General features: G+C 38.7%; 22 protein-coding genes. 10 read left to right on the top strand and 12 right to left on the bottom strand.

Annotated features, from left to right (window positions below; genetic code table 11):
• Nucleotides 1–14 precede the first annotated feature (14 nt).
• The 8 genes from Xsze_RS03810 to cpxR form a co-directional block, all read right to left on the bottom strand.
• The gene (locus Xsze_RS03810) at nt 15–1,136 is read right to left on the bottom strand and encodes an adenylyltransferase/cytidyltransferase family protein (protein WP_051462466.1); all 1,122 of its coding nucleotides are present in this window, start codon (nt 1,134–1,136) and stop codon (nt 15–17) included.
• Between the two features lie 12 nt (nt 1,137–1,148).
• A complete protein-coding gene (locus tag Xsze_RS03805; protein ID WP_038239936.1) occupies nt 1,149–2,174 on the bottom strand; it encodes a sulfotransferase in 1,026 nt (341 codons plus the stop codon).
• Nucleotides 2,174–2,644, bottom strand: a complete 471-nt coding sequence (gene tagD / locus Xsze_RS03800) for a glycerol-3-phosphate cytidylyltransferase (protein ID WP_038239938.1) — start codon at nt 2,642–2,644, stop codon at nt 2,174–2,176. The genes Xsze_RS03805 and tagD overlap by 1 nt, the downstream gene beginning before the upstream one ends.
• 16 nt (nt 2,645–2,660) lie before the next feature.
• Entirely contained in the window at nt 2,661–3,737 is a 1,077-nt protein-coding gene (locus Xsze_RS23290; RefSeq protein ID WP_038239940.1) for an EpsG family protein, read from the bottom strand.
• Entirely contained in the window at nt 3,727–4,815 is a 1,089-nt protein-coding gene (locus tag Xsze_RS03790) for a glycosyltransferase (RefSeq protein WP_038239943.1), read from the bottom strand. The genes Xsze_RS23290 and Xsze_RS03790 overlap by 11 nt, the downstream gene beginning before the upstream one ends.
• Entirely contained in the window at nt 4,812–5,975 is a 1,164-nt protein-coding gene (locus tag Xsze_RS03785; RefSeq protein ID WP_038239946.1) for a CDP-glycerol glycerophosphotransferase family protein, read from the bottom strand. Before Xsze_RS03785 ends, Xsze_RS03790 begins: the two co-directional genes overlap by 4 nt.
• A 781-nt stretch (nt 5,976–6,756) precedes the next feature.
• Entirely contained in the window at nt 6,757–8,133 is a 1,377-nt protein-coding gene (gene cpxA / locus Xsze_RS03780) for an envelope stress sensor histidine kinase CpxA (RefSeq protein ID WP_038239948.1), read from the bottom strand.
• Nucleotides 8,130–8,822 carry an envelope stress response regulator transcription factor CpxR gene (gene cpxR, locus Xsze_RS03775; RefSeq protein WP_038239951.1) on the bottom strand — a complete coding sequence of 231 codons (693 nt, stop codon included), beginning with the start codon at nt 8,820–8,822 and terminating at the stop codon, nt 8,130–8,132. The genes cpxA and cpxR overlap by 4 nt, the downstream gene beginning before the upstream one ends.
• A gap of 152 nt (nt 8,823–8,974) precedes the next feature.
• Between cpxR and Xsze_RS03770 the strand changes: the two genes are divergently transcribed.
• The 4 genes from Xsze_RS03770 (at nt 8,975) to Xsze_RS03755 (ending at nt 12,310) form a co-directional block, all read left to right on the top strand.
• Nucleotides 8,975–9,484: a Spy/CpxP family protein refolding chaperone gene (locus tag Xsze_RS03770; protein WP_038239953.1), complete on the top strand. Its 510-nt coding sequence runs from the start codon at nt 8,975–8,977 to the stop codon at nt 9,482–9,484.
• A 377-nt stretch (nt 9,485–9,861) separates the two neighbouring features.
• Nucleotides 9,862–10,140, top strand: coding sequence for a hypothetical protein (locus tag Xsze_RS03765; RefSeq protein WP_038239955.1), 279 nt, complete (start codon nt 9,862–9,864; stop codon nt 10,138–10,140).
• A gap of 1 nt (nt 10,141) precedes the next feature.
• The gene (locus Xsze_RS03760) at nt 10,142–10,447 is read left to right on the top strand and encodes a type II toxin-antitoxin system RelE/ParE family toxin (RefSeq protein WP_038239957.1); all 306 of its coding nucleotides are present in this window, start codon (nt 10,142–10,144) and stop codon (nt 10,445–10,447) included.
• 543 nt (nt 10,448–10,990) lie between these two features.
• The gene (locus Xsze_RS03755) at nt 10,991–12,310 is read left to right on the top strand and encodes a phage tail protein (RefSeq protein ID WP_038239958.1); all 1,320 of its coding nucleotides are present in this window, start codon (nt 10,991–10,993) and stop codon (nt 12,308–12,310) included.
• A 597-nt stretch (nt 12,311–12,907) separates the two neighbouring features.
• Here Xsze_RS03755 and Xsze_RS03750 read toward each other — a convergent pair.
• A complete protein-coding gene (locus Xsze_RS03750) occupies nt 12,908–13,153 on the bottom strand; it encodes a hypothetical protein (RefSeq protein ID WP_143707571.1) in 246 nt (81 codons plus the stop codon).
• Between the two features lie 380 nt (nt 13,154–13,533).
• Here Xsze_RS03750 and Xsze_RS03745 point away from each other — a divergent pair, with 380 nt between their 5' ends.
• From Xsze_RS03745 to Xsze_RS03725, 5 genes are all read left to right on the top strand, one after another.
• Nucleotides 13,534–14,175, top strand: coding sequence for a lysophospholipid acyltransferase family protein (locus tag Xsze_RS03745; RefSeq protein WP_038239963.1), 642 nt, complete (start codon nt 13,534–13,536; stop codon nt 14,173–14,175).
• Nucleotides 14,172–15,116 (top strand): phosphatidate cytidylyltransferase, encoded by a 945-nt coding sequence (locus Xsze_RS03740; protein ID WP_038239966.1) that lies wholly within the window; start codon nt 14,172–14,174, stop codon nt 15,114–15,116. The genes Xsze_RS03745 and Xsze_RS03740 overlap by 4 nt, the downstream gene beginning before the upstream one ends.
• A gap of 30 nt (nt 15,117–15,146) precedes the next feature.
• Entirely contained in the window at nt 15,147–16,046 is a 900-nt protein-coding gene (fieF, locus tag Xsze_RS03735) for a CDF family cation-efflux transporter FieF (RefSeq protein ID WP_038239968.1), read from the top strand.
• A gap of 205 nt (nt 16,047–16,251) precedes the next feature.
• Nucleotides 16,252–17,229, top strand: a complete 978-nt coding sequence (gene pfkA / locus Xsze_RS03730; protein ID WP_038239970.1) for a 6-phosphofructokinase — start codon at nt 16,252–16,254, stop codon at nt 17,227–17,229.
• Between the two features lie 297 nt (nt 17,230–17,526).
• Nucleotides 17,527–18,492 (top strand): sulfate ABC transporter substrate-binding protein, encoded by a 966-nt coding sequence (locus Xsze_RS03725; RefSeq protein WP_422645797.1) that lies wholly within the window; start codon nt 17,527–17,529, stop codon nt 18,490–18,492.
• A gap of 79 nt (nt 18,493–18,571) precedes the next feature.
• On the opposite strand, the gene tpiA is transcribed toward Xsze_RS03725, so the two are convergent.
• Nucleotides 18,572–19,339 (bottom strand): triose-phosphate isomerase, encoded by a 768-nt coding sequence (gene tpiA / locus Xsze_RS03720; protein WP_038239974.1) that lies wholly within the window; start codon nt 19,337–19,339, stop codon nt 18,572–18,574.
• Between the two features lie 151 nt (nt 19,340–19,490).
• The gene (locus Xsze_RS03715) at nt 19,491–20,111 is read right to left on the bottom strand and encodes a DUF1454 family protein (RefSeq protein ID WP_038240112.1); all 621 of its coding nucleotides are present in this window, start codon (nt 20,109–20,111) and stop codon (nt 19,491–19,493) included.
• Nucleotides 20,112–20,169: 58 nt separating this feature from the next.
• Here Xsze_RS03715 and Xsze_RS03710 point away from each other — a divergent pair, with 58 nt between their 5' ends.
• The gene (locus tag Xsze_RS03710) at nt 20,170–20,616 is read left to right on the top strand and encodes a DUF805 domain-containing protein (protein WP_038239976.1); all 447 of its coding nucleotides are present in this window, start codon (nt 20,170–20,172) and stop codon (nt 20,614–20,616) included.
• Here Xsze_RS03710 and fpr read toward each other — a convergent pair whose 3' ends face one another.
• Entirely contained in the window at nt 20,617–21,363 is a 747-nt protein-coding gene (gene fpr / locus Xsze_RS03705) for a ferredoxin--NADP(+) reductase (RefSeq protein WP_038239978.1), read from the bottom strand.
• Nucleotides 21,364–21,621 lie beyond the last annotated feature (258 nt).

Here is a 21,621-nt window from a genome sequence, read left to right as displayed (position 1 = left end):
TAAAGAAATGAATATTAATTGAAGGATTTAATTAGTTTTTTGAATTCTTTGAATTTATTATGATAGTATGACGAGATATCATCATTATATTTTTTAGGATGTTGTTGATACCAGTTAATCCAGACTCTACATTGAAACATTACAAGTATGCTTATAAATTTTAAATCAAATTCATTGGCTTTTAAATCAGAAAAATCAATAGTTCCATTAACTATGCAGGAGGCTATATCCATTTCAAAGGGAGCTAAGTCAGCGTATTCCCAATCAATAAATTTAATTCCATTTTTTGTTTTAATAATATTTTCTCTTACAAGGTCGTTATGCGACCAACACCATACTATTTCTTTATTGAAAATAACTTCAATAAAATTATATTCTTTAAGAAAATTTTCATTTTTAGGATCAATATATTTCATAAGAGTGGGAAAAGGTGTTTTTATTTCTTTTTTTATTTTATAAGCTGAAATGAAATTTTTATTGGATTTCTTTTTTTCTAGAAAATATTCTATAAGCTCTTTGCTTGTTACCTGACCTACGATACCATCTATATACTCATATAATGCAAATGTTCCACCTAAAATAATACAGTCATGTCTTAATGAAAAAGATTCAATACTTGATGATTGCAAATATTTTAAAACATATTTTTTTTTAGAATTTGGAGATGATACTTTCCAAGTCATGTTTGATATACCACCATGTAGTGGCTCTACAATAAAATCGGGACCAACAATCTCATTTAGCTTTGAAATGCATGAAGTAGTTGATTCTATTGGATCCCTTCCAATAAACTTCATGATTTCAATATCTTTACCTCCTTTATAATAATCAATTTTTCCTGCATCATCACTGCCTTGAACATGTAAATTAATACTAAAAAAATCATAAAATTGTTTATTGGTAAAAAGAGGGGCGGTAATAACTTTATCAACAAAATCTAGGGAATTAATCATTTTTACTCTTTGCTCATAAGGAATTACAGGTTTTCTTTTATAAGCTTGAGTATCTTCGTCTGTAGCAACTCCTACAATTAAAATTGTATTGTCGTTGCCTTGAGATTTGGCTGCTTTTAGTGCTCTTATGTGGCTAGCATGTAAGAGATCAAAAACACCAGAAGTATAAATAATATTATTCATATTTTGATATCTTTAATTTTTATGTGGAAATGCATAACAAAAATCAGAAAGCTCTTCTTCTATTATTTTTATTTCTTTTTCATGTTGAAAGTATTTCATTTTTAAATTTGTATTATTTATAGATATTTTTGGGTTAAAAAATTTGTATTTCTCAACATGTGTTTTATTTTCAATACCTAAAAAATCAATTACTTTTCGAATAGTTTCACTATATTTATAGACAAAATCTTCAAATGGTAATTTGAGCACTTTGCCTTTATTATCTATGTCAAATTTTTGATGTTCTCTAAGAGTTCTAAACCAATAGATATAATTGTGAATATCATCTGAGGGTATCCATTTCTCATTCCATTGGCATTTATTTAATAAATACAAATCACGAGGATCCCTATCAATTATGATAATGGCCAAATCATCAAAATATTTTAAATAGTGATTAGTGTCATTGGGAGGAATAAGTTGATCAAATACCACATATTCCTTTGAATTATAGTCTGTTGAGTTAATTAATTTTCGTAGGTATTTTTGAGTTTCTAGATAAAATTTTTCTCTTGGATAAGAGTAATACATTTTTTTATTGAAAAATTCACTATAAATCTCCGCGCCTCCTTCTTTTTTACCTAATATTTTTTTCTGATAAAACCTCTCAAAATAATATATTAATTTTTTAATTAAGTTATCATCAATAATATCTTGATGCCAGAAACCATTCCATTCCACATCAATAATGTTTTTTATATATTCATCTGTGATTTCTTTGAATCTATTATTAAAAAATTTTTCATAGGGGTATATATTGCTTTTACTTAAAAAGTTTGTATATTTTATATAATTATTTATGTGATAGCTTGTGGTTAACCTATTATTGTTTTGAATAATCCCATAATCTAAATCTCTAATTCCATGAGGGTCTTGTAAGAATCTAAACTCAAAATTTCCGAATGAACAAATATTAGAGAATTCTTTTAATAAATCTGAAACCACACTTGAACCTGTACCACCATAACCAGTACATGTAATAACTTTTGGCCCTAACATTATTTATTAGCCTCAGAAATTGTTTTTACGATATCAAAAACATTATGCACTGATTTTTCTAGTTCTTGCAGTCTTTGAGGAGTAATAATTGATAGTTTATTTTTTATTTTAGTTGTCGATATGTTTTCAGTTCTTTTCAAATAAATAACTTCGCAAATATCCTTAAGATCATCGAAATGACCAGCCCAGTCATCCCCCATTCCTAGTATATCTACTTTATGATTAATAATATCCATTCTTTTTTGTTCCCATCTGTTTTCAGGAATTACCATATCAACATATTTGCAGGATTCGACAATCTCTTTTCTCTCTTCATAGGAAAAAAAAGATTTTTTTCCTTTTATTTGATTAAAATCATCAGTAGAAATTACAACTATAAGATAATCTCCAAGGGCTTTTAACCTCTTTAAAAGACGGATATGCCCTACATGAAATAGATCATATGTCCCATAAGTTATAACTTTCTTCATGATGTTGCCTTATATTTTATTGGATAATATTACCTAAAAATTGGTCGGTGAACCATGGCCGATTTAGCAAATAGTAGAGATATAGCATAGTATAGCTTGCGAATAGTATGCTAAATATTATTTTTTGCTTTATGCATACGGATATATAAAGATAAAGTATAGGGATAATATATTGCAATAATATATAATATCGTAAGGACATTTCTCTATTAAAGGATAAAAAAATAGAAAGTGATAGCATTAACCCATATGTTTTTAATATTTTTAAATATGCATTATTATTTTTTAATTTTCTGTTAAAATACAGAAATAATAAAAATTGGAATGAGTATAATAGGATATTAATATATATGGTTTCTATTGAGCGACGCTCATTAAAATATATATGCCTAGATAATGTTTTTTGTATTATATAGTAATCACCATAGTTATTGATAATTGTTTGCCCAACATCAAAGAATAGTGACATAAGAGATATAATATAAATAATAATTATACCTCTTATACTAACATATCTTAATATAAGTATTATGAATATTAATATTGCATTCGAATTATGAATTAGCAGGGAAGATAAAAATAAGATACAAGATAGAAAATTTAATTTTTCTTTATTTAAAAATGTTACCAATCCCAATAGAAAAAATGAAAATCCGAGTGCTTGCCTAAATAAATTAATTGTACCTGTTAACATCCCTTGGCTGAATAAAACAGCCCATATAAAGATAATTATATAAGACTGAAAATTTTTTCCTAATATGAGATAGGAAAGATATATATTAATACCATAAATCAATGACAATATAATTAAATATATAGTAGGATCATTAATAAATAATTTTATTGTATACGTTATAAGTGAAAATAACGGCTCAAAATCCCAATTGGAATAAAGAAAATTATCTATATACGCTTGAGTATCGGAACCTATTGAATGGCTTCTAAGCCCAAATAAGACAACATAAACTATAACTAAAAATAATGAAATAAGACCTGAAATTGCTTTATTTTTTAAACCGGCAATTAAAATTGCTGTTAACAAGGAAGTTAAGGAAAATATTAATAAAAAAATTGGCGTATATTCAGATATCATTATTGAATATATTCTCCCAATTTTTAGCTAGATGGGCAATTTCAAAAGATGGCATATCTGAGTAAGATTGATTTATTAATTTGTATCTTAATTCATAGTCATCAATTAAAAGTATTATTTTATTAGCTAAGTCTTCTACATTAGCTATATCAACCAATATACCATTTTCCATGTTTTTAATTAATTTTTTTCCTCCATTTGTTCTAGTTGAAATAACTGCACACCCTTGGGACTTTGCTTCTATTATGCTTAAAGGTAATCCTTCAAATAAAGATGGCAAAACACTTATCGTAGCTCTTCTAAAATAATGTGTTATATTATTTGTAGATTCAAAAAATGATATATTCTTTAACTTTAAATTTTCAGATAGCTCAATAAATTCCTTTTTATCATGACCATCACCAATAATTTCTAATTTCCAATCTTCATATTTTTCTTCAATTATCCCCCATGCTTTTATTAAGTTATCAACGCCTTTTTCTTTAGTTATTCTTCCTATATAAGTTACTATTTTATTACATTCATCTTTTTTCCTTATATAAGTTGGAAGTGGGCACGGATTTGATATAAAAGTAATTTTTTCATCCTTTACAATTTTAGGAGTATTTTCTGTATTTTTAAAGAGACATATTACATGATTAAATACGTCAAAGATCATTTTTACACGATGCTTTGTGGTTCTTCTAACCATATAAAAGCTTTCAAATTCATTGTTTCCACCATGGGCGAAATAGACCAATCTAATATCTTTAAAAAAACCCAATTTTCGCCAAAAATATATTGGCTCTATGTAAGCAGATTTATTAACAACGAGATATGAATTTCTAGCCTCTTTTAATATAGGCAAGATAAGAAATAAATTTATTGGTAGAAATAATATTTTTTTATTAAAAAAATATTTTCTTATATTGAAAGATACTCCTATTTCTAAAGGAAAATATGGTTCACCAGGAACAACGGATATTATTTTACAATTAAATCCTATTTTCGAAAAATAATTGGCCCATGTGCTAATTACTCTGACAACTCCACCTGCACCAACCATACTTTCAGTTAGAAATACTAGTTTTTTGCTCATACTTTATTTTTTAATTTGGTAATTATAAAATCATGGATTCTTTGACAGTTATTATATTTGACTTCATTAAAGAATTCATTTGTTTTTATTCGTTCCAATTGAAAATATTCTTTCTCTGATAACAACTTAGAAATCTCATAAATAAATTCATTTTGATTGGTTGGTTTAGGGCCGGGAGTAATTGTTTGATAATCAAAATTTAAACCTACATTTTTTTCATATAAATCTAAGTCATATGGTAAAAATAAAACAGGTTTATTTAATATTAGAAAGTCGAAGTAAATACTGGAATAGTCAGTTATTAGAAGATCAAACTCTCTAATGACATCCATAATTTCATTGCAGATATTTGATGAGAAATCTTTAATCCATGTGGAGTTTGTTATTTTTATTTTTTGTAAATGATGAGGTCTTAATAATAGTAAAATTTTATTTTTTTCTAAATACTTCTCAAGTTGACTTTGATCGAAATCAGCGAATGGAAAAAATTTTGTATCTTTTCCTAGCCACTCATCTCCGTAAAGTCCTGCTCTCCAAGTAGGAGCATATAAGATGACTTTTTTGTATTTAGGAAAATCTTGAAGGTAATCATTAAGTGTGTTGTTAGTTTGAAATAACAGATCGTTTCTTGGTTGACCTAATGGTTTTATCTTATCTTTATTTATTAGAAAGCTTTTTGAATAAATTGATGATAGATTAGAACTTGTTGAAGACAGTAAAGAGTAATGTTTAGAAAACATTTTTAATGTTAAGTACATTCTTATTTTTGATAATCCTGAGTAACCCATTATTCCTATTTTCTTAAGCGGAATACCATGCCATAAATTAATAAGAACTCTTTTTTTATGCCCAAATGGAGTTTTAAGAGGAAAGCCACCATCTGTAATCCAAACTTTTGAATTTGAAATTTTTATTATATCTTTTATTTTTTTCGTGGTTATAAAGAAATCACCATATTCTTTTGTTAGATGTTTTCTTAAGTAATCATTGTTTATTATATACTTTACATTTAATGATTTTGCTTTTAATGAATATTCAAATAATGCTTTAGAATTAAATTTTATATGATTCTTATCAAATGTAAATATAATTAAATCTTTTTTTGGCCTATAAAATAAAGGGATAATAAAACAAAGTAGATGGTTTAATAAATTTTTCATGTTTAAAATAGAAATATACCCATTTAATTTGAAGCTGCAGATTTTAGGATTAGAAAATTATCAGTTAACAATCTAATAAATTAGTTTGTTTTTTTCGGGAGTATATTGATAAAAGAATAGCCAATACCTGTTTGAAACGTTTTTAGATTTGTACAGTACATACTATTTTGTATTTCTTTTTAGTTCATTATATGTACATAATTGTTTTATTATGCATTTATAAATACGTAAATTCCGAGTATTCATTGGAACTATTCAATATTCGGATACTAAAAGAACACTTTTTATGTGTTTGTGTATCCTCATTCACCCTCATCTTGTTAAAATTTGTTTTGCTCAGGATTGAGTACTATTTCCATATTAAATATAATGTTTTTTAGTGATTATAAAACCAACTATCTCCATCAATGGCTAAAGGAATTTGTTAGTAATGGCTGTATTTTTTGCCTAAATAACTTTATATCTGCTTATACAAACTTTTCATTGATTAAGTTTAAGACGATATTTTTATGATGCAGAAAGACATGTTAATATGATACACAGGATGCTTTTGTGCAAAGCTACCGCACTAGGTTATGGCTCCCAGAGTGCCCTCAGTATCTAATTTTTCTCATCTATTCCATTAATATAAAAGGATTTTATGACCTCTTGGAGGCTAAAGTATCAACAACTTACATTAAACTGCGAGAAGGTTAATCCTCTGATTTACCTAGGTCAAGTATAATCGCTTTTTTTTAAATTGTAGTCTTTTTTAACTATTTAAATTTAAAGAAAAAATCCTTTATCTTCCATGCAGTGGCAACCAAATCACCAACCGTAAACCGCCCAAAGGGCTATCTTCTGCTTTCACCCAGCCTCGATGTTGGCTTACTGCTGTTTCAACAATTGCCAATCCCAATCCTGTTCCGCCGGATTCTCTGTCACGGGCTTCATCGGTGCGATAAAATGGTCTGAAAATTTGTTCCCGATCTTCAGGGCTGACGCCTGGGCCATCGTCATCAACGGTAATCGTTACTCCTTGGTTATCAGCTTTAAATGCAACAGCGATATGGCTACTGGAGTAGCGCAGTGCGTTGCGAACGATGTTTTCCAGTGCGCTACCGAGTGTTGCCGGGTTGCAGTAAATGATCCAAGGGCCAGGAGGCGAGACGATATCCAATGTTTTGTGCATCTGCTCAACTTCGAATTTGGCATTTTCCAAGATGTCATGCCAGATATCGTAAGCTTTGGCATTTTCCCTCAGTAATTCATTTTTGTGTTGATTGCGGGAAAGAACTAGAAGGTCATTGATCATGCCGTCTAAACGCTGTGTTTCCATTTCAATGCGTTCGAGTTCCTTACTTTCACCATGGCGGCGGCGTAGTAGCGCTGTCGCCAATTGTAAGCGGGTAAGTGGTGTGCGCAGTTCGTGAGAAATATCGGAAATCAGACGTTGCTGGGCGCTTACCATCCTTTCTAAGGCACTTATCATGTGGTTGAAACTGCTGCCCGTCGCTAAAAACTCTTGGGGGCCAGATTCCAGTTCAGGGTGCTGTCTCAGGTTGCCCTTTGCAACTTCATCTGCGGCATGTTTCAATTTACGGGCAGGTTTTGCCAAACTCCATGCCAGCCATAACAGTAATGGAGCACTGATTAACATGGTTGCAGCCGGCAATAAAAACGGCCGGTCAAACATGAGGTTGATAAAGTCTGATTGCGGGCTGCTTGCAGGCCTTACAAGATAGAGCTGGTAGTGATCCTCTCCGTCACGAATAGAAAAAGGGCCAAGGATCTCCGTGCGCCCATATTTTTTCTTTTTAGGGTTATCTGAATTATTGGATTGCCCAATAAAATTTCGGATAGTCGGTATTTGGTGTGTAGGTGTTTCAATGTCGATAATGCGCCCTTCGGTGGTGACAAGGAGCAAGCGCTGGCCTGATGGCGTCAACTGGGTAATTGTGCGATCCAATCGTAGCCACCAGAATAAATCATTTGCTGGGTAACGGGTTAATTCTTCTTCTATTTGTGCTGCCAGTTTTTTCCCTTGCTGATATTCACTGTCCAAAAGTGGGGTCAGTTGTCGTGAGTCCAGTTTTGGAGCCATTAAAGCGACCATCAAAACAAGGGCAAGAGTAAGCCAGAAAATTGCAAATATTCGTGCTGTGAGGCTATTAATCATTTTGCGGAAACCATTAAGTATCCACGGCCACGTAATGTCTTAAACCATGGAAGTTCGTCTGTTCTATTTGGTAACTTGCGGCGTAGATTAGATATATGCATATCAATGGCACGATCAAAAGGTGTTAAACGTTTCCCCAATACTTCCTGACTTAAGTGTTCACGGGAAACAACTTGACCCAAGTGTTGCGCCAATAGGTAGAGTAGAGTGAACTCTGTTCCTGTCAAATCCAAAATGACACCATCAAAACTGGCTTCTTGACGTCCAGAATTGAGCTGTAGTTTATCAATCTCAAGTATAGGTGTCCCGGTATCAGCCTGTTGCTCGCTCCAGTTGGAACGACGCAAAATTGCGCGTATACGGGCAACCAGTTCGCGATCATTAAAGGGCTTGGGAAGATAGTCATCTGCTCCCAGTTCTAATCCCAAAACACGGTCTAAATCGCTCCCACGAGCAGTTAACATGATTACGGGTGTCTGGTGGTATTGCCTTAATTCTTTAAGTGTCTCAATGCCATTCTTGCGAGGCATCATGATGTCCAGCAATAACAGGTCGATTGAAGAGTCTATATATTGTAATGCTTGTTCGCCATCATGGGCGATAACAACATTGAATCCTTCCATCTCTAGCAATTCTTTTAATAGAGATGTCAGCTCGCGGTCATCATCAACTAATAAGATTTTATGCATTAATTCTTCCTCCAAGAGCAAAATACGATAACAAACTTCGCTATTCCATGACTTTACGTTCTTTTACATGCTCTGACGCTAGTTTGCAGCCGCAGGGTTATAGTTGACCGCACTGAATCGAATAACGTTGTTCGAGAAAGCGAGGAATTTTAATGCGTAACATAGCAATATTGGCTTTGGGGTCAATAGTTGTTCTTGGAGCAACGTTGACCTTAGCTGAAACTGCTGATACGGATGATTTTCCTGAAGCTGCACGTTCTTCACCGTCAAATGCTTCACAGTATTGTAGGCCATATAGCCACCGGAAGTACGCTGGTTATCACCATGGTGATGAGCATAACTATAGTTATCTCTTTGACGGGATAATATTAACAGAACAGCAACGCCAGCAAATGTGGGATTTGGTAAAGCAAAAATATTTGCACGAGAGCACATTGGCTGATATACGAGATGAGCATCAGAAGATGCATAATCTATTGATTGAACAGAATTTTGATGAGACAGCTGTCAGAGAACAGCTTGAAAAGATAGCAAAAAAGAATGTTGAACTGGGTATCGAGATCGCTCGTATCCGTAACCAGCTGTACCAGCTGTTAACACCAGAGCAGAAAGAACTATTACAGAAACGCTGTGAAGAGCGTATGGCTCTTGGGATAGGCTGAATTAACTAATGTACACACATCGTGTCCATAACAGCGTCAACAACGATTTTCCTTGCCATAGACACCATCCCTGTCTTTCAGCCCCCTTGAGGGGCTTTTTTTTATCCCTGCCTAAATTTAATTTAAAATCAATAAGATAATTTTATTTCAAGCAACTGTAGACGAGTTAAAAATTTTCAAGTGTGGGCACTATTGTTGTTTACAGTTCCTTGGGAATTCTTGGTCTATGATCCTACTAATTCAAGTAGTTGTCCAAAATTTACCCCATCATTAAGTTTGTTCTCGTTGAAAGCAACATTGTTGTTTTGTATTGTTATGCTAATATGACAACACAAATGACAACATTTTTTAAGGCAAAGAGAACTAAGGGGGAGTGAATGGAGACGATTCATTTTCGTATTGATGAAGAAACCAAGCGTTTAGCTATGCAAGCGGCTAAACGTCATCAGACAGATTTGACAAAGTTAATGAGACAAAAAGCGGAAGAACTGGCGAACGAAGAACGTGAGTATCAGAAAAATACCCATGCCCACTGGTTAGAAGCGGAAATAGAGAAAGCGATTGACCAATGTGAAAACGGTTCAGCGCATTTTATTGATGATGCTGAAAGTCATCGCCGGATGGCTCTGCTGCGTAATAAGCTGAGTAGGGGATAAAGTGATCACGATTTCATGGGAAGAAACAGCACAAACTGACCGGGAGCAAATTTATCTCTACTTCTTTGAGCAGGCAGGGCTGTTATTGGCTGATGAAATTGACGCAAAGTTTATGGAAATGACTGAGCTTCTGAAAATTACCCCATATGCAGGCGTAAAGGCTCGGAACAACCGAGATGAGCGTTATAGAAAACTGGTTGTTCCACATTTTCCTTTCATCATTCTCTACCATTACGATGAGGAGATAGAAAATATAAAGACCCTCAGAATATTGCACACCGCCAGAAAAATAACTGGACTTTTTTAAACGCAATGACCCGACCTAAATAAAACGCCCTTATTTTCATAAGGGCTTTGGCTGATATATGTCGATGTGGTCATAGTGTGGTCACTTTTATTATTAAGTCATTTTATTACAACTAGTTGTATTTTAAAAACAAGCGCAACCCCTACCTTTCAGTCTCTTTGAGGGACTTTTTTTATCCTCGAAAAAAATAATTCAATTTAAAATCAAATTGATATGATTTTTATGCCATAAATGACAGGTACTGTTTAACCGAGGTTCTCTATTACAGGTAAATGGCTTGAATTGTCGATACCTGAACACATTTCCCGCTTTTTTCCTCCCGGATTTGTGTGCTCCTTCATACAAATCCAATCAATTAAAAAGTTCCGATGGGTTGGTTAACATGAACGGACTGTTGAGGAAACAGTCTGTCAATGTATTTAACCCTCTAAAGATAAGTAAGAGAGATAACATGAGCGAAAGTATGAGCACATCAGCCCTGAATACTGATGTGATGAGAGCGGCGGCGATGGATCTTATTGATGACGATATGGGGATTCAATCATGAGCACAAAATACTTTGCTCTGTTAACCCAACTGGGTGCGGATAAATTGGCTAATGCTGCGGCTCTGGGTACGAAACTGGCGATTACTCAGATGGCGGTCGGTGATGGCGGTGGTGTTCTGCCGACTCCGGATACAACACAAACCAAATTGGTGAATGAACGCCGTCGGGCCACTATCAATACCCTGAATGTTGATCCGAAAAACGCCCATCAGATTATTGCCGAGCAGGTCATCCCTGAAAGCGAGGGCGGTTGGTGGATACGGGAAATTGGTTTGTTTGATCAGGATGGCGTGCTGATTGCTGTGGGTAACTGTCCCGAAACTTATAAGCCGCAGTTACAGGAAGGTTCTGGCCGTACACAGACTATCCGTATGGTACTGATTGTCAGCCATACGGATGCTGTAACTCTGAAAATTGACCCGTCCGTGGTGTTGGCGACACGGGAGTATACTGACGCTACGGTTAAAAAAGCGATAACTGAGCATGAAAAAAGCCGCCGGCATCCTGATGCTACATTGAAAGAAAAAGGATTGGTGATCCTGAGTAGTGCATTGGATAGCCAGAGTGAAAGCCAAGCTGCTACATCGAAAGCGGTGAAAGCCGTGCATGATTTAGTTATAGCAGCTAGCAACAATGCCAATACCCGCCTCGAAAAAGAAAAGAACGGTGCGGATATTTCCGATAAAAACGCTTTTATCAATAATCTCGGATTAGCGGCAATGACAACTATGGGGAAACATATTGTCACTTTTACACAGGCAGGCGTGCATACATGGGATGTCCCTGATGAACTTCGCAGTGGTGCACTAAATGCTCACATTACTGTCTATGGTGGTGGGGGAGGCGGTGGGTTCTATCATCACGGTGGAGGAGGAGGTGGTGGTGGTGGATTAGCTGAGAGTTCACTTTCGTTGCGAGGAATTAATAGTATCACTATTACAGTAGGGAGTGGTGGGCGAGGTGCTACCTCGCATAAAATGATAAACAGTGGGAGTACATCCTTATTCGGTAATTATTTATCCGCAACTGGCGGGCATGGTGCTTCCGCGTGGTTAGGTGGGCGTTCGGGGATTGGTATTAGTGGACAAGTGAATTGTGGAACAGGTGCAGGTCATAATGCAACGCGCCATGACAACAGTAATTCACAATACGGTGGAGGTAATGGCGGGGGAATGAATGGGGGAGCAGGTTCGGGTTCTGGTACTCCGGAAGCCTTTGGTTATGATGGTGAGCTGATCGGTTCTGGTGGGGGTGGGGGTAATGAAAATGGTATCGGTGGAAATGGTAGTGCGGGTGCTGTCATTATAAGATGGTGAAATGAAAATAGTTGGATGAGATTAGGGGACAATATTGTTACTGAATTGACAGATACAAATCCGGGCTGCCGATTTCAGCCGATATTAGTATAGGTAAGATTTAGTAGACACTCGAATAGGTTGTATTCCCTAAAAGTGAGGCCGGTTGATGAATACGGGAAATTGGCCCATATATGTTGATTGCAAACTAGGCAGACAGTGGCTTTGAAGATTGCTCCGTCTGCGGTGTAGGAGACGTGTTAATGGCCGATTCTGTGGTTAAAACATACTGATGAGTATAAGAAAAGTTGTAATCATTCCGGATATACTATGTGACTTCAACATTGCCACTGACGCTGAAAGCCCATCTTAGCCAAATAGCGTAAATGTAGATATCGGGTACTACTCCATTGAATTGCTTGCATTAATGACCCCAATATCTCATGGCTGGAATAATAATGATAGGGGCGATATGCCCCTTTTACGCTATCCCCTCATAATATCTCTTAATGTTGCCACTTGGACATCCATGTCCTGTTACAAGAAGATTCTGAATGGAACCAACAGCCGCAAAAATCAACTGAAACCAAATAGCAATGAAAGGCTATCATTCTGATTTCATGGCGCTGGGGTGACGTCAGTGAATGAATAAGCATACACCTTCCCTTTCACCGCAAAGTCAGGGGATGTTGGTGAAGTTGCCATATTCGACAAATCATTAACAACAGCGCTGCCTGACGCAAAAGCATTTAAAATGACACCTTGTGCAAAAGGACCTATTGCGATGTAAATATCATAGTTATCGCCGGAGGTATTGACGGTTGCTATATCAGTCGGTGCGCTGGTATTGGTTGTATACATCACGGCATTGATTCCGTGAGGATAATAATTCCCTCATTTAATCAACAATACACATTGCTAAGTAACATGAAGGCGGGTGACATCTCCGCCGGTGAACATCAGTAAAATGGGTTAATCAATACTGGAGAATGCATATGACTTCTGACAGCTGAATAGGTACTTCAATGAGTGGCATGTTTTAATGGCAGGATGACATAAAATAACACAATAGGTGACCAAGCAAATTTATTCATCTGTTGATAAAAACCCTTTTGTATTTGATTAATTTTTCTTTCAATCTGTTGTTATCTTAACCAATCTTGATTATCTTACTTCCCATCTCGCCGCTAATAAAAAAATCTTATCGCTGTCATTTCATACAAAAGGGGATAAGGATACCCAACATGGACAAAAATAATAAAATCAGTTTATTGGCGAAGTGCTTAGGGGCTTCGCTATCCGGCTTATGCCGTCTTTTAACGGGGGTTCAGGCGCGATGGATTGGTTGTGAACCCTCTGTTGCGAGCCGTATTTATTATGCTAATCACTCCAGCCATCTTGATGGGTTAGTGATTTGGTCTGGGCTTCCGCCAACACTGCGTCATTTAGTTCATCCTGTTGCTGCCCGTGATTATTGGGATAAAACGAAGCTACGCCGTTATCTCGTTCATAAGGTATTTCGTGCGGCATTGATTGAACGCAATGGCGAAAATACACCGAAAGAGAAGCTGCTTACTCCATTGGAAGCGGTTTTGGCACAACAAGAATCCTTGATTATTTTTCCTGAAGGAACCCGGGGGGATGGTGAACAAATCAATCCATTTAAAAGTGGTTTGTATCATCTTGCCCGTAAATATCCGGATGCCGAAATTGTGCCGGTCTATCTGGAAAACCTGAATCGTGCCCTGCCGAAAGGAAAGACGTCGCTGATCCCCATTATTTGTTCGGTCACTTTTGGCAAGCCATTGGACAAATTGGAAGAGGAGGAAAGCAAGGAATCATTCTTGCAACGTGCTCAGTCTGCATTAGAGGAGTTGGTGCTATGACAAAAATAGATCATGATTTAATGCTGTTGCTGGGGGGTGTATTTGGCTTGTTGATCATTGCCAGCATAATTGGCGGGATTCTGGCACTTTGGTATTCAGGAGAAAAGAGCAACGCGACGATTGATAATCTGAACGCCCGAATTCGGGGCTGGTGGATGATGTGTATCATCTGTGTCATCGCCATTGTTGTCGGGCCTGTGGGATCGGTTATTTTGTTTGCGGTGATGTCATTTTTTGCCCTGCGTGAATTTATTACGCTGACGCCCACCCGCCGCAGTGACCATGAAGCCCTGTTCTGGTGTTTCTTTGTTTTTATGCCGGTACAGTATGTGCTGGTTGGAGTGCAATGGTATGGGTTGTTTTCCGTATTTATTCCGGTTTATGTCTTCTTGTTTTTGCCTGCCCGTACTGCGTTGGTCGGCGATACCACGCACTTTCTGGAGCGGACTGCCAAAATTCAGTGGGGAATGTTGGTCACCGTGTTTGCCATCAGTCATGCACCCGCGTTGTTGATGTTGGATATTCCTGAATATCAGGATCAGAATATCAAGTTATTGCTGTTCCTGATGATTGTGGTGCAAATGTCGGATGTTTTGCAGTATGTATTCGGCAAGCTATTTGGTAAGCACCCGATTGTGCCAAAGCTTAGCCCCAATAAAACCGTCGAGGGATTTGTGGGAGGTGTTTTAGCCTCTGTGTTATTGGGTGTTTCATTGTTTTGGGTAACGCCTTTTTCCCCGTGGGTCGCGGGATTAATGTCGTTGGCGATCACGTTGATGGGATTCATTGGCGGTTTGTGTATGTCGGCAATTAAACGAGACAGTGGGGTGAAGGATTTTGGCGGGATTATTGAAGGCCATGGTGGAATGCTGGATAGAATCGACTCGCTTTGTTTTGCTGCCCCTATATTTTTTCATCTGACGCGCTATTTTTATACCTAAGGCTAATTGAATAACCTAGGGTGATAGTCGATGAAGATAAATTATGGGCGATGGGTCAGTGCTGCTGCATTGGCGGCGGCAGTACTGGCCGGCGTGTTGTTAATCATAAAGATTTTTTCATGGTGGCTTACGGGGTCCGTCAGTTTATTGGCTGCATTGGTGGATTCTTTAGTCGATTTGGTTGCATCCCTGACCAATTTCTTGGCTGTGCGTTATTCACTTCAACCTGCTGATAAAGAACATGCTTTTGGTCATGGTAAAGCGGAGTCACTTGCAGCGTTAGCCCAAAGTATGTTTGTCTCCGGCTCTGCGATTTTCTTGTTTTTGACAGGGGTCCAGCATCTCTTTTCGCCCAAGCCATTAGAGCATGCGACGATAGGTATCTGGGTCATTATCTTTGCACTGATATCGACATCCTGTTTGTTGGTGTTCCAGAAATGGGTGATCAGTAAAACACAAAGTCAGGCAATTCGTGCTGATATGTTGCATTACAAATCTGATCTATTGATGAACGGGGCAATTTTGGTGGCGTTGATTTTGAGTTTGTATGGTTTTAAACGTGCAGATGCCCTGTTCGCTTTAGGAATTGGAGGCTACATTCTCTATAGTGCATTGCGGATGGGGTATGATGCCGTACAATCGTTGCTGGATAAAGCATTGCCGGATGCAGAGCGGCAAGAGATTATTGAAATTATCCAGAACCATCCCGGTGTAGAAGGTGGTCATCAATTGCGGACCCGACAATCAGGGCCGACACGTTTTATCCAGTTTCACCTGGAAATGGATGATAGTTTGCCGTTGGTGCAGGCTCATGCTTTGGCGGAAGGACTGGAAAATAAATTGAGAAACAGGTTCGCTGGTGCCGATATTATTATTCATCAGGATCCTTGTTCTGCTGTTCCTGAAGAGAATAAAAATCGCTGGGATTGATGGAGAATTTATTCATAATCAAAAGATCGTCAAAAAATAGGCATAATCTTGATGCAGGTTGGGTATTTTTCCGTATCATAGATTCTGTTGAATCAATTCAGCCAGTAAAGTGACAATCAGGTTTTGTAAAATCGCCATAAATATATCCCGTTAGGGAAATCGTCAGCAGATTGGTAAATATTATATCTATAAGTCAGAGGTCATCATGATCAACAAGATTAAAAGAATCGGAGTCTTAACGAGTGGCGGTGATGCGCCTGGCATGAACGCCGCTATTCGTGGTGTTGTTCGTGCCGCTTTAACCGAAGGGTTGGAAGTTTATGGCATTTATGATGGCTATCTGGGGCTGTATGAGAATCGCATGAAGAAACTCGACCGCTTTAGCGTTTCTGACATGATCAACCGTGGCGGTACGTTTTTGGGATCGGCGCGGTTTCCGGAGTTCAGAAATGATAAAGTGCGGGAAACTGCCATTGAAAATATGCGTAAAAATGAGATTGATGCGCTGGTGGTGATTGGTGGTGATGGCTCTTATTTAGGTGCGAAGAAGCTGACCGAAGCCGGTTTTCCTTGCATTGGCCTGCCGGGTACAATTGATAATGATGTTGCGGGTACAGATTACACCATTGGTTATTTCACCGCGTTGGAAACGGTAGTAGAAGCGATTGACCGTTTGCGTGATACCTCCACATCCCACAAACGAATTTCTATTGTAGAAGTCATGGGGCGTTATTGCGGGGATCTGACTTTATCTGCTGCAATTGCGGGTGGATGTGAATTTATCGTTTTGCCAGAGAGTGAAACACCGTTTGATCGTGAAGAGCTTTTGGCTGAAATTAAGGCTGGAATTCAAAAAGGCAAGCGCCATGCCATTGTTGCCATTACGGAACATGTTTGTGATGTCAGTGAATTGGCAAAATATATTGAAACAGACACTCGCCACGAAACGCGGGCTACGGTATTGGGGCATATTCAACGTGGTGGCGCACCGGTAGCTTATGATCGCATTCTGGCTTCGCGAATGGGAGCTTATTCCGTTCAGTTACTGTTAGAAGGATATGGTGGTCGCTGTGTTGGTATCCAGAACGAGAAACTTGTTCATCACGATATCATTGACGCAGTCCAGAATATGCAACGTATCTTCAAGAAAGATTGGCTGGAAACAGCGAAGAAACTCTACTGACCCTGATAACCACCTGCCACATTCTGCCTCAGAGACAGCCATATCAGGTGGCTGTCTGCTTTCCCATATTCCCCTTGTGTATAAGCAGAAATTTTAAATTATTTCAGCGTAATAACTCTTTCTGTCAGCTTTTGTGGTTCTGTCAGTTCTTATGACGAAAACTCCAATCATAATAGCTTAGGGGAGCAGATCACCGTGGTTATGAACGCAATCATTATAAAGGCAAGACCGTCAGGAAGACGGGATGCTGAAAAATATTCTGCAATGAGGCAGTTCATCGTAATAGCAGCATTCTTGATGTGCAGTCTGTGGGGAAACAGTGTGTGGGCAAAAGAGGTTCAACTTTTGAATGTTTCTTACGATCCGACCCGTGAGCTGTATCAGCAATATGATCAGGCATTCAGTGAATATTGGCATCACAAAACCGGAGATAATGTGAAAATCCGGCAGTCACATGGAGGCTCTGGCAAGCAGGCAACTTCTGTTATTAATGGTCTTCAGGCGGATGTTGTCACGCTGGCGCTGGCGTTTGATGTGGATGCTATTGCCGAGCGAGGGAGGATTGATAAAAATTGGATCAAACGTCTGCCTGATAATTCAGCGCCTTATACATCAACGATTGTCTTCTTGGTGAGAAAGGGCAACCCTAAGCAGATAAAAGATTGGTCTGATTTAATTCGTCCCGAAGTTTCTGTTGTGACGCTGAATCCGAAAACGTCGGGTGGCGCCCGCTGGAATTATCTGGCGGCCTGGGGATATGGATTAGCGCATAACAATCAGGATCAGGCCAAAGCCAAAGCGTTCGTGAAAGCATTGTATAAAAATGTTGAAGTGCTGGATTCAGGGGCTCGTGGGGCGACAAATACGTTTGTGGAGCGTGGGATTGGTGATGTATTGATTGCATGGGAAAATGAAGCGTTGCTGGCGATTAATGCCTTGGGGAAAGGAAAATTTGAAATTGTCACACCCAGCATTTCCATTCTGGCTGAGCCAACAGTGGCTGTTGTTGATAAAGTGGTTGATAAGCGAGGCACGCGCAAGTTGGCGACGGAATATCTGCAATATCTTTATTCGCCTGTTGGACAGGAAATTGCGGCTGAAAATTACTATCGTCCCCGTGATAAAGCCATCGCAAAGAAATACCATGCTATTTTCCCTGATTTAAAACTCTTTACGATTGATGATGTCTTTGGTGGCTGGGATAGCGCACAGAAAAAACATTTTGCGACAGGGGGTGTTTTTGATGAAATTATTCGCCGCTAAAAGGGCTGGCAGCTGATTCTGTTAACCGCTGCTAACCGCCGCGAGCTATCTCGTGGCGGTTGGGCGAATGAATGCCAAATTATGCTTTTTTGGCTTCAGCAGCGGCTTTAACGATCACCGCAAAGGCATCGGCTTTCAGGGATGCGCCACCGACCAGTGCACCGTCGATATCGGGTTGGGTGAACAGTTCAGCGGCATTGCTGGCGTTGACAGAACCACCGTATTGAATAATCACTTGTTCAGCGATAGCGGCATCTTGTTTTGCGATGTGATCACGGATGAACTTATGAACGGCTTGAGCTTGCGCAGGTGTTGCAGATTTGCCCGTGCCTATCGCCCAGACAGGTTCGTAGGCAATCACGGTATCTTTGAATGCTTCTGCACCCAGCGTGTTCAAGACCGCATCGATTTGGCGTGCACAAACAGCTTCGGTCTGGCCCGCTTCATTCTCTTGTTCTGTTTCACCAATGCACAGAACAGGGATCAGACCTTGTTCTTTCAGGATTGCGAATTTCTTGGCAATCAGCTCGTCGCTTTCTTTGTGGTAAGTACGGCGTTCAGAATGGCCGATAATGATATATTTCGCACCGACGTCTTTCAGCATTTCAGCGGACGTTTCACCAGTGAATGCGCCAGAAAGGTTCACGCCTGTATCTTGGGCACCCAGGGCGATTCGGCTGCCGGCCAGTGCATTTTTGGCCAGAGAAACATAAACTGTTGGTGGTGCAATAGCGACGCCACAGCCGTCAACGTTGCTCAATTCTTCACGCAGGCCTGCAATCAGGTCGTTAACCATGTGGGTACTGCCATTTAATTTCCAGTTACCCATAACGAGTGGATGTCGCATGTTTTTTCCCTCCAACCAGAAAATAATCAAATTGCGAACTGAATTAATACGCTTTCTTTGCCGGAATGGCGCTTATGGCTTATGCCATTCCTTGCAAGCGGAATCCCGACAGTATAAAGATCATCGACGGGAATAGCTCTGCGCTGTGTCACTAATTTTCATTTGTTAAGGTATCAGATAGTGATAGCTTAATCGGTTCAATTGCGAAGGTCATTATATTTTCGCTGCTGTTTACGATGATATAACGCATTGCCCCTATTTTTTGGCTGAAAGAAGAATGACTTTCGGCGGTCTTCAACAGCTTCTCTAACTGGATTTTTGCCTGCGCAATAGTCAGAGTCGGTTCAAATTGATTGATTAAGGCGACGATATACTGTTGCGCCAATAGAAGATTTTTCTCATCTTCTTGTTTATTTCCCGAGGGCAGCACTGTAATTTGCAGGCTTTTGATTTTTTCACTACCCCGTTCCAGTACTGCTGAAGAGTAGATTTTCTCATTGATTTTACTGGCTGCACGGATAAACGGCAGAGAAATATTTTTACTCGCGACGACGCGGTATTCATACAATGGTATTTCGGGGTGGTTTTTGTTGTATTTTTCCCTGAAGGCCGGAATTGTGACTTCAAAGGTGGGCGAATTGGGCATGAGATAGATCAGCCGTGAGTCAGTGAAGGGTGTGACAGAAACCTCACCCGCAAGGGCAGATAATGGTAAACCAATGCCAAAAGAGATTAATATTGTCACCAGAAGTTTATTTAGTCCTGTTTTCATCTTTTTACTCACTGAGTTAACGGCTGGAAAAACAGCATCTACAATTGGAAAAGAGTACATGACATTACAACAATGGGGATTCTCATTCAAAGGCCGAATTGGTCGACGGGAGTTTTGGATTGGCATTGGTATTTGCTTCGCATTGATTTTAATTCTCCTGACACTGCACGGAATGCACATTCTGCCCATTAATTATGCGATAGCAGCGGTTGTTTTACTATTTTATCCAACGGCGGCAATTTTTTCGAAACGCCTGCATGATCGTAATAAAAGAGGGGGCTGGGTATTATTGCTGGTCTTGGCTTGGGCGCTGTTATCCTTTGATTGGAGTGCTGTGGCGCCAATATGGCAATGGGGGATTGGCCGTTTTGTGCCAACGTTGATTTTAGTGATGATGGCTCTTGATTGTGGTGTGTTCCGGGGGATTGAAGGCGCCAATCGCTTTGGTGAGGCGGCAGAAATGGTAGATTATATTTCTGCCGGGAAACCTGCCTCAAGACGCTGATTACCAGTATTGCTCACTGGTTATATGGCCGGGTTTGCGGCGCAGGTGTTTTGTCATGTTGCGTTGCTCTTTCAGTAATTGTTGGGTATCTCTGACCATTTGGGGATTCCCGCACAACATAATATGGCTGCTGCTTGCTTGGATGGGTAAACCAACGGCAGCTTCCAGTTCGCCATTTTCAATTAATGCCGGAATTCTGCCCATCAGTGAATCCGGCCATTTTTCTCTGCTGACGATAGTTTGTATTCTTAGCTTGCCCTGAAATTTTTTTTCTAATTCTTTCATTATGGGGAGATAACTGAGGTCTTTGCCCCATCTGACAGCATGAATAAGAACGATGTTTTCAAATCTATCCAGGTTATCCCCCAACTGAAGAATAGAAAGATAAGGGCCAATGGCTGTACCCGTTGAAATCATCCAAAGTGTTTGGCTGTCAGGGACTTCATCAAGGACAAAAAAACCGGCAGCCTGCTCTGTAACCAAAAGCTCATCTCCGGCTTTTAAGGTTGCCAGTCGGGGGCTGAGCTTTCCTTCAGGTACAGTGACTAAGTAAAACTCAAGGTTATTGTCATTGGGCGAGTTGACGTAAGAATATGCACGTTGGATGCGTGTACCTTCAATTTCGAGTGCAAGTTTTGCAAATTGTCCGGCTGTGAATTTTTCAATTGGTGCGTGGACCTTGATGCTGAAAAGTGAATCAGTCCAATTGGTTATGTCGGTAACTTTTCCTGTAACCCAGTTTGCCATTACGAGTAACCTCTCTACACAATGATGATGCCAATCAATACGAAATTAATACAATGGGAATCAATAGGTGGAATTAGCACTGTTTGAACGGTGATCAAGGAGAGATTTTACGTGATTGCCTGAAATAGCATTATCGATTACGTGTCACAGTCAGATTGACTGCAAACTGGCGAGTATTCTGGACTGATATGTACATTTTTATTGACAATAAAGGGGAATTTGACTGCCATATTTTAGTCTTATGGAATTGTATACTAT

The organism is Xenorhabdus szentirmaii DSM 16338 (assembly GCF_002632585.1).
Lineage (GTDB): Bacteria > Pseudomonadota > Gammaproteobacteria > Enterobacterales > Enterobacteriaceae > Xenorhabdus > Xenorhabdus szentirmaii.
The sequence above is the reverse complement of the archived record's forward strand: the minus strand, read 5'-3'. Positions and strand labels throughout refer to the sequence as shown.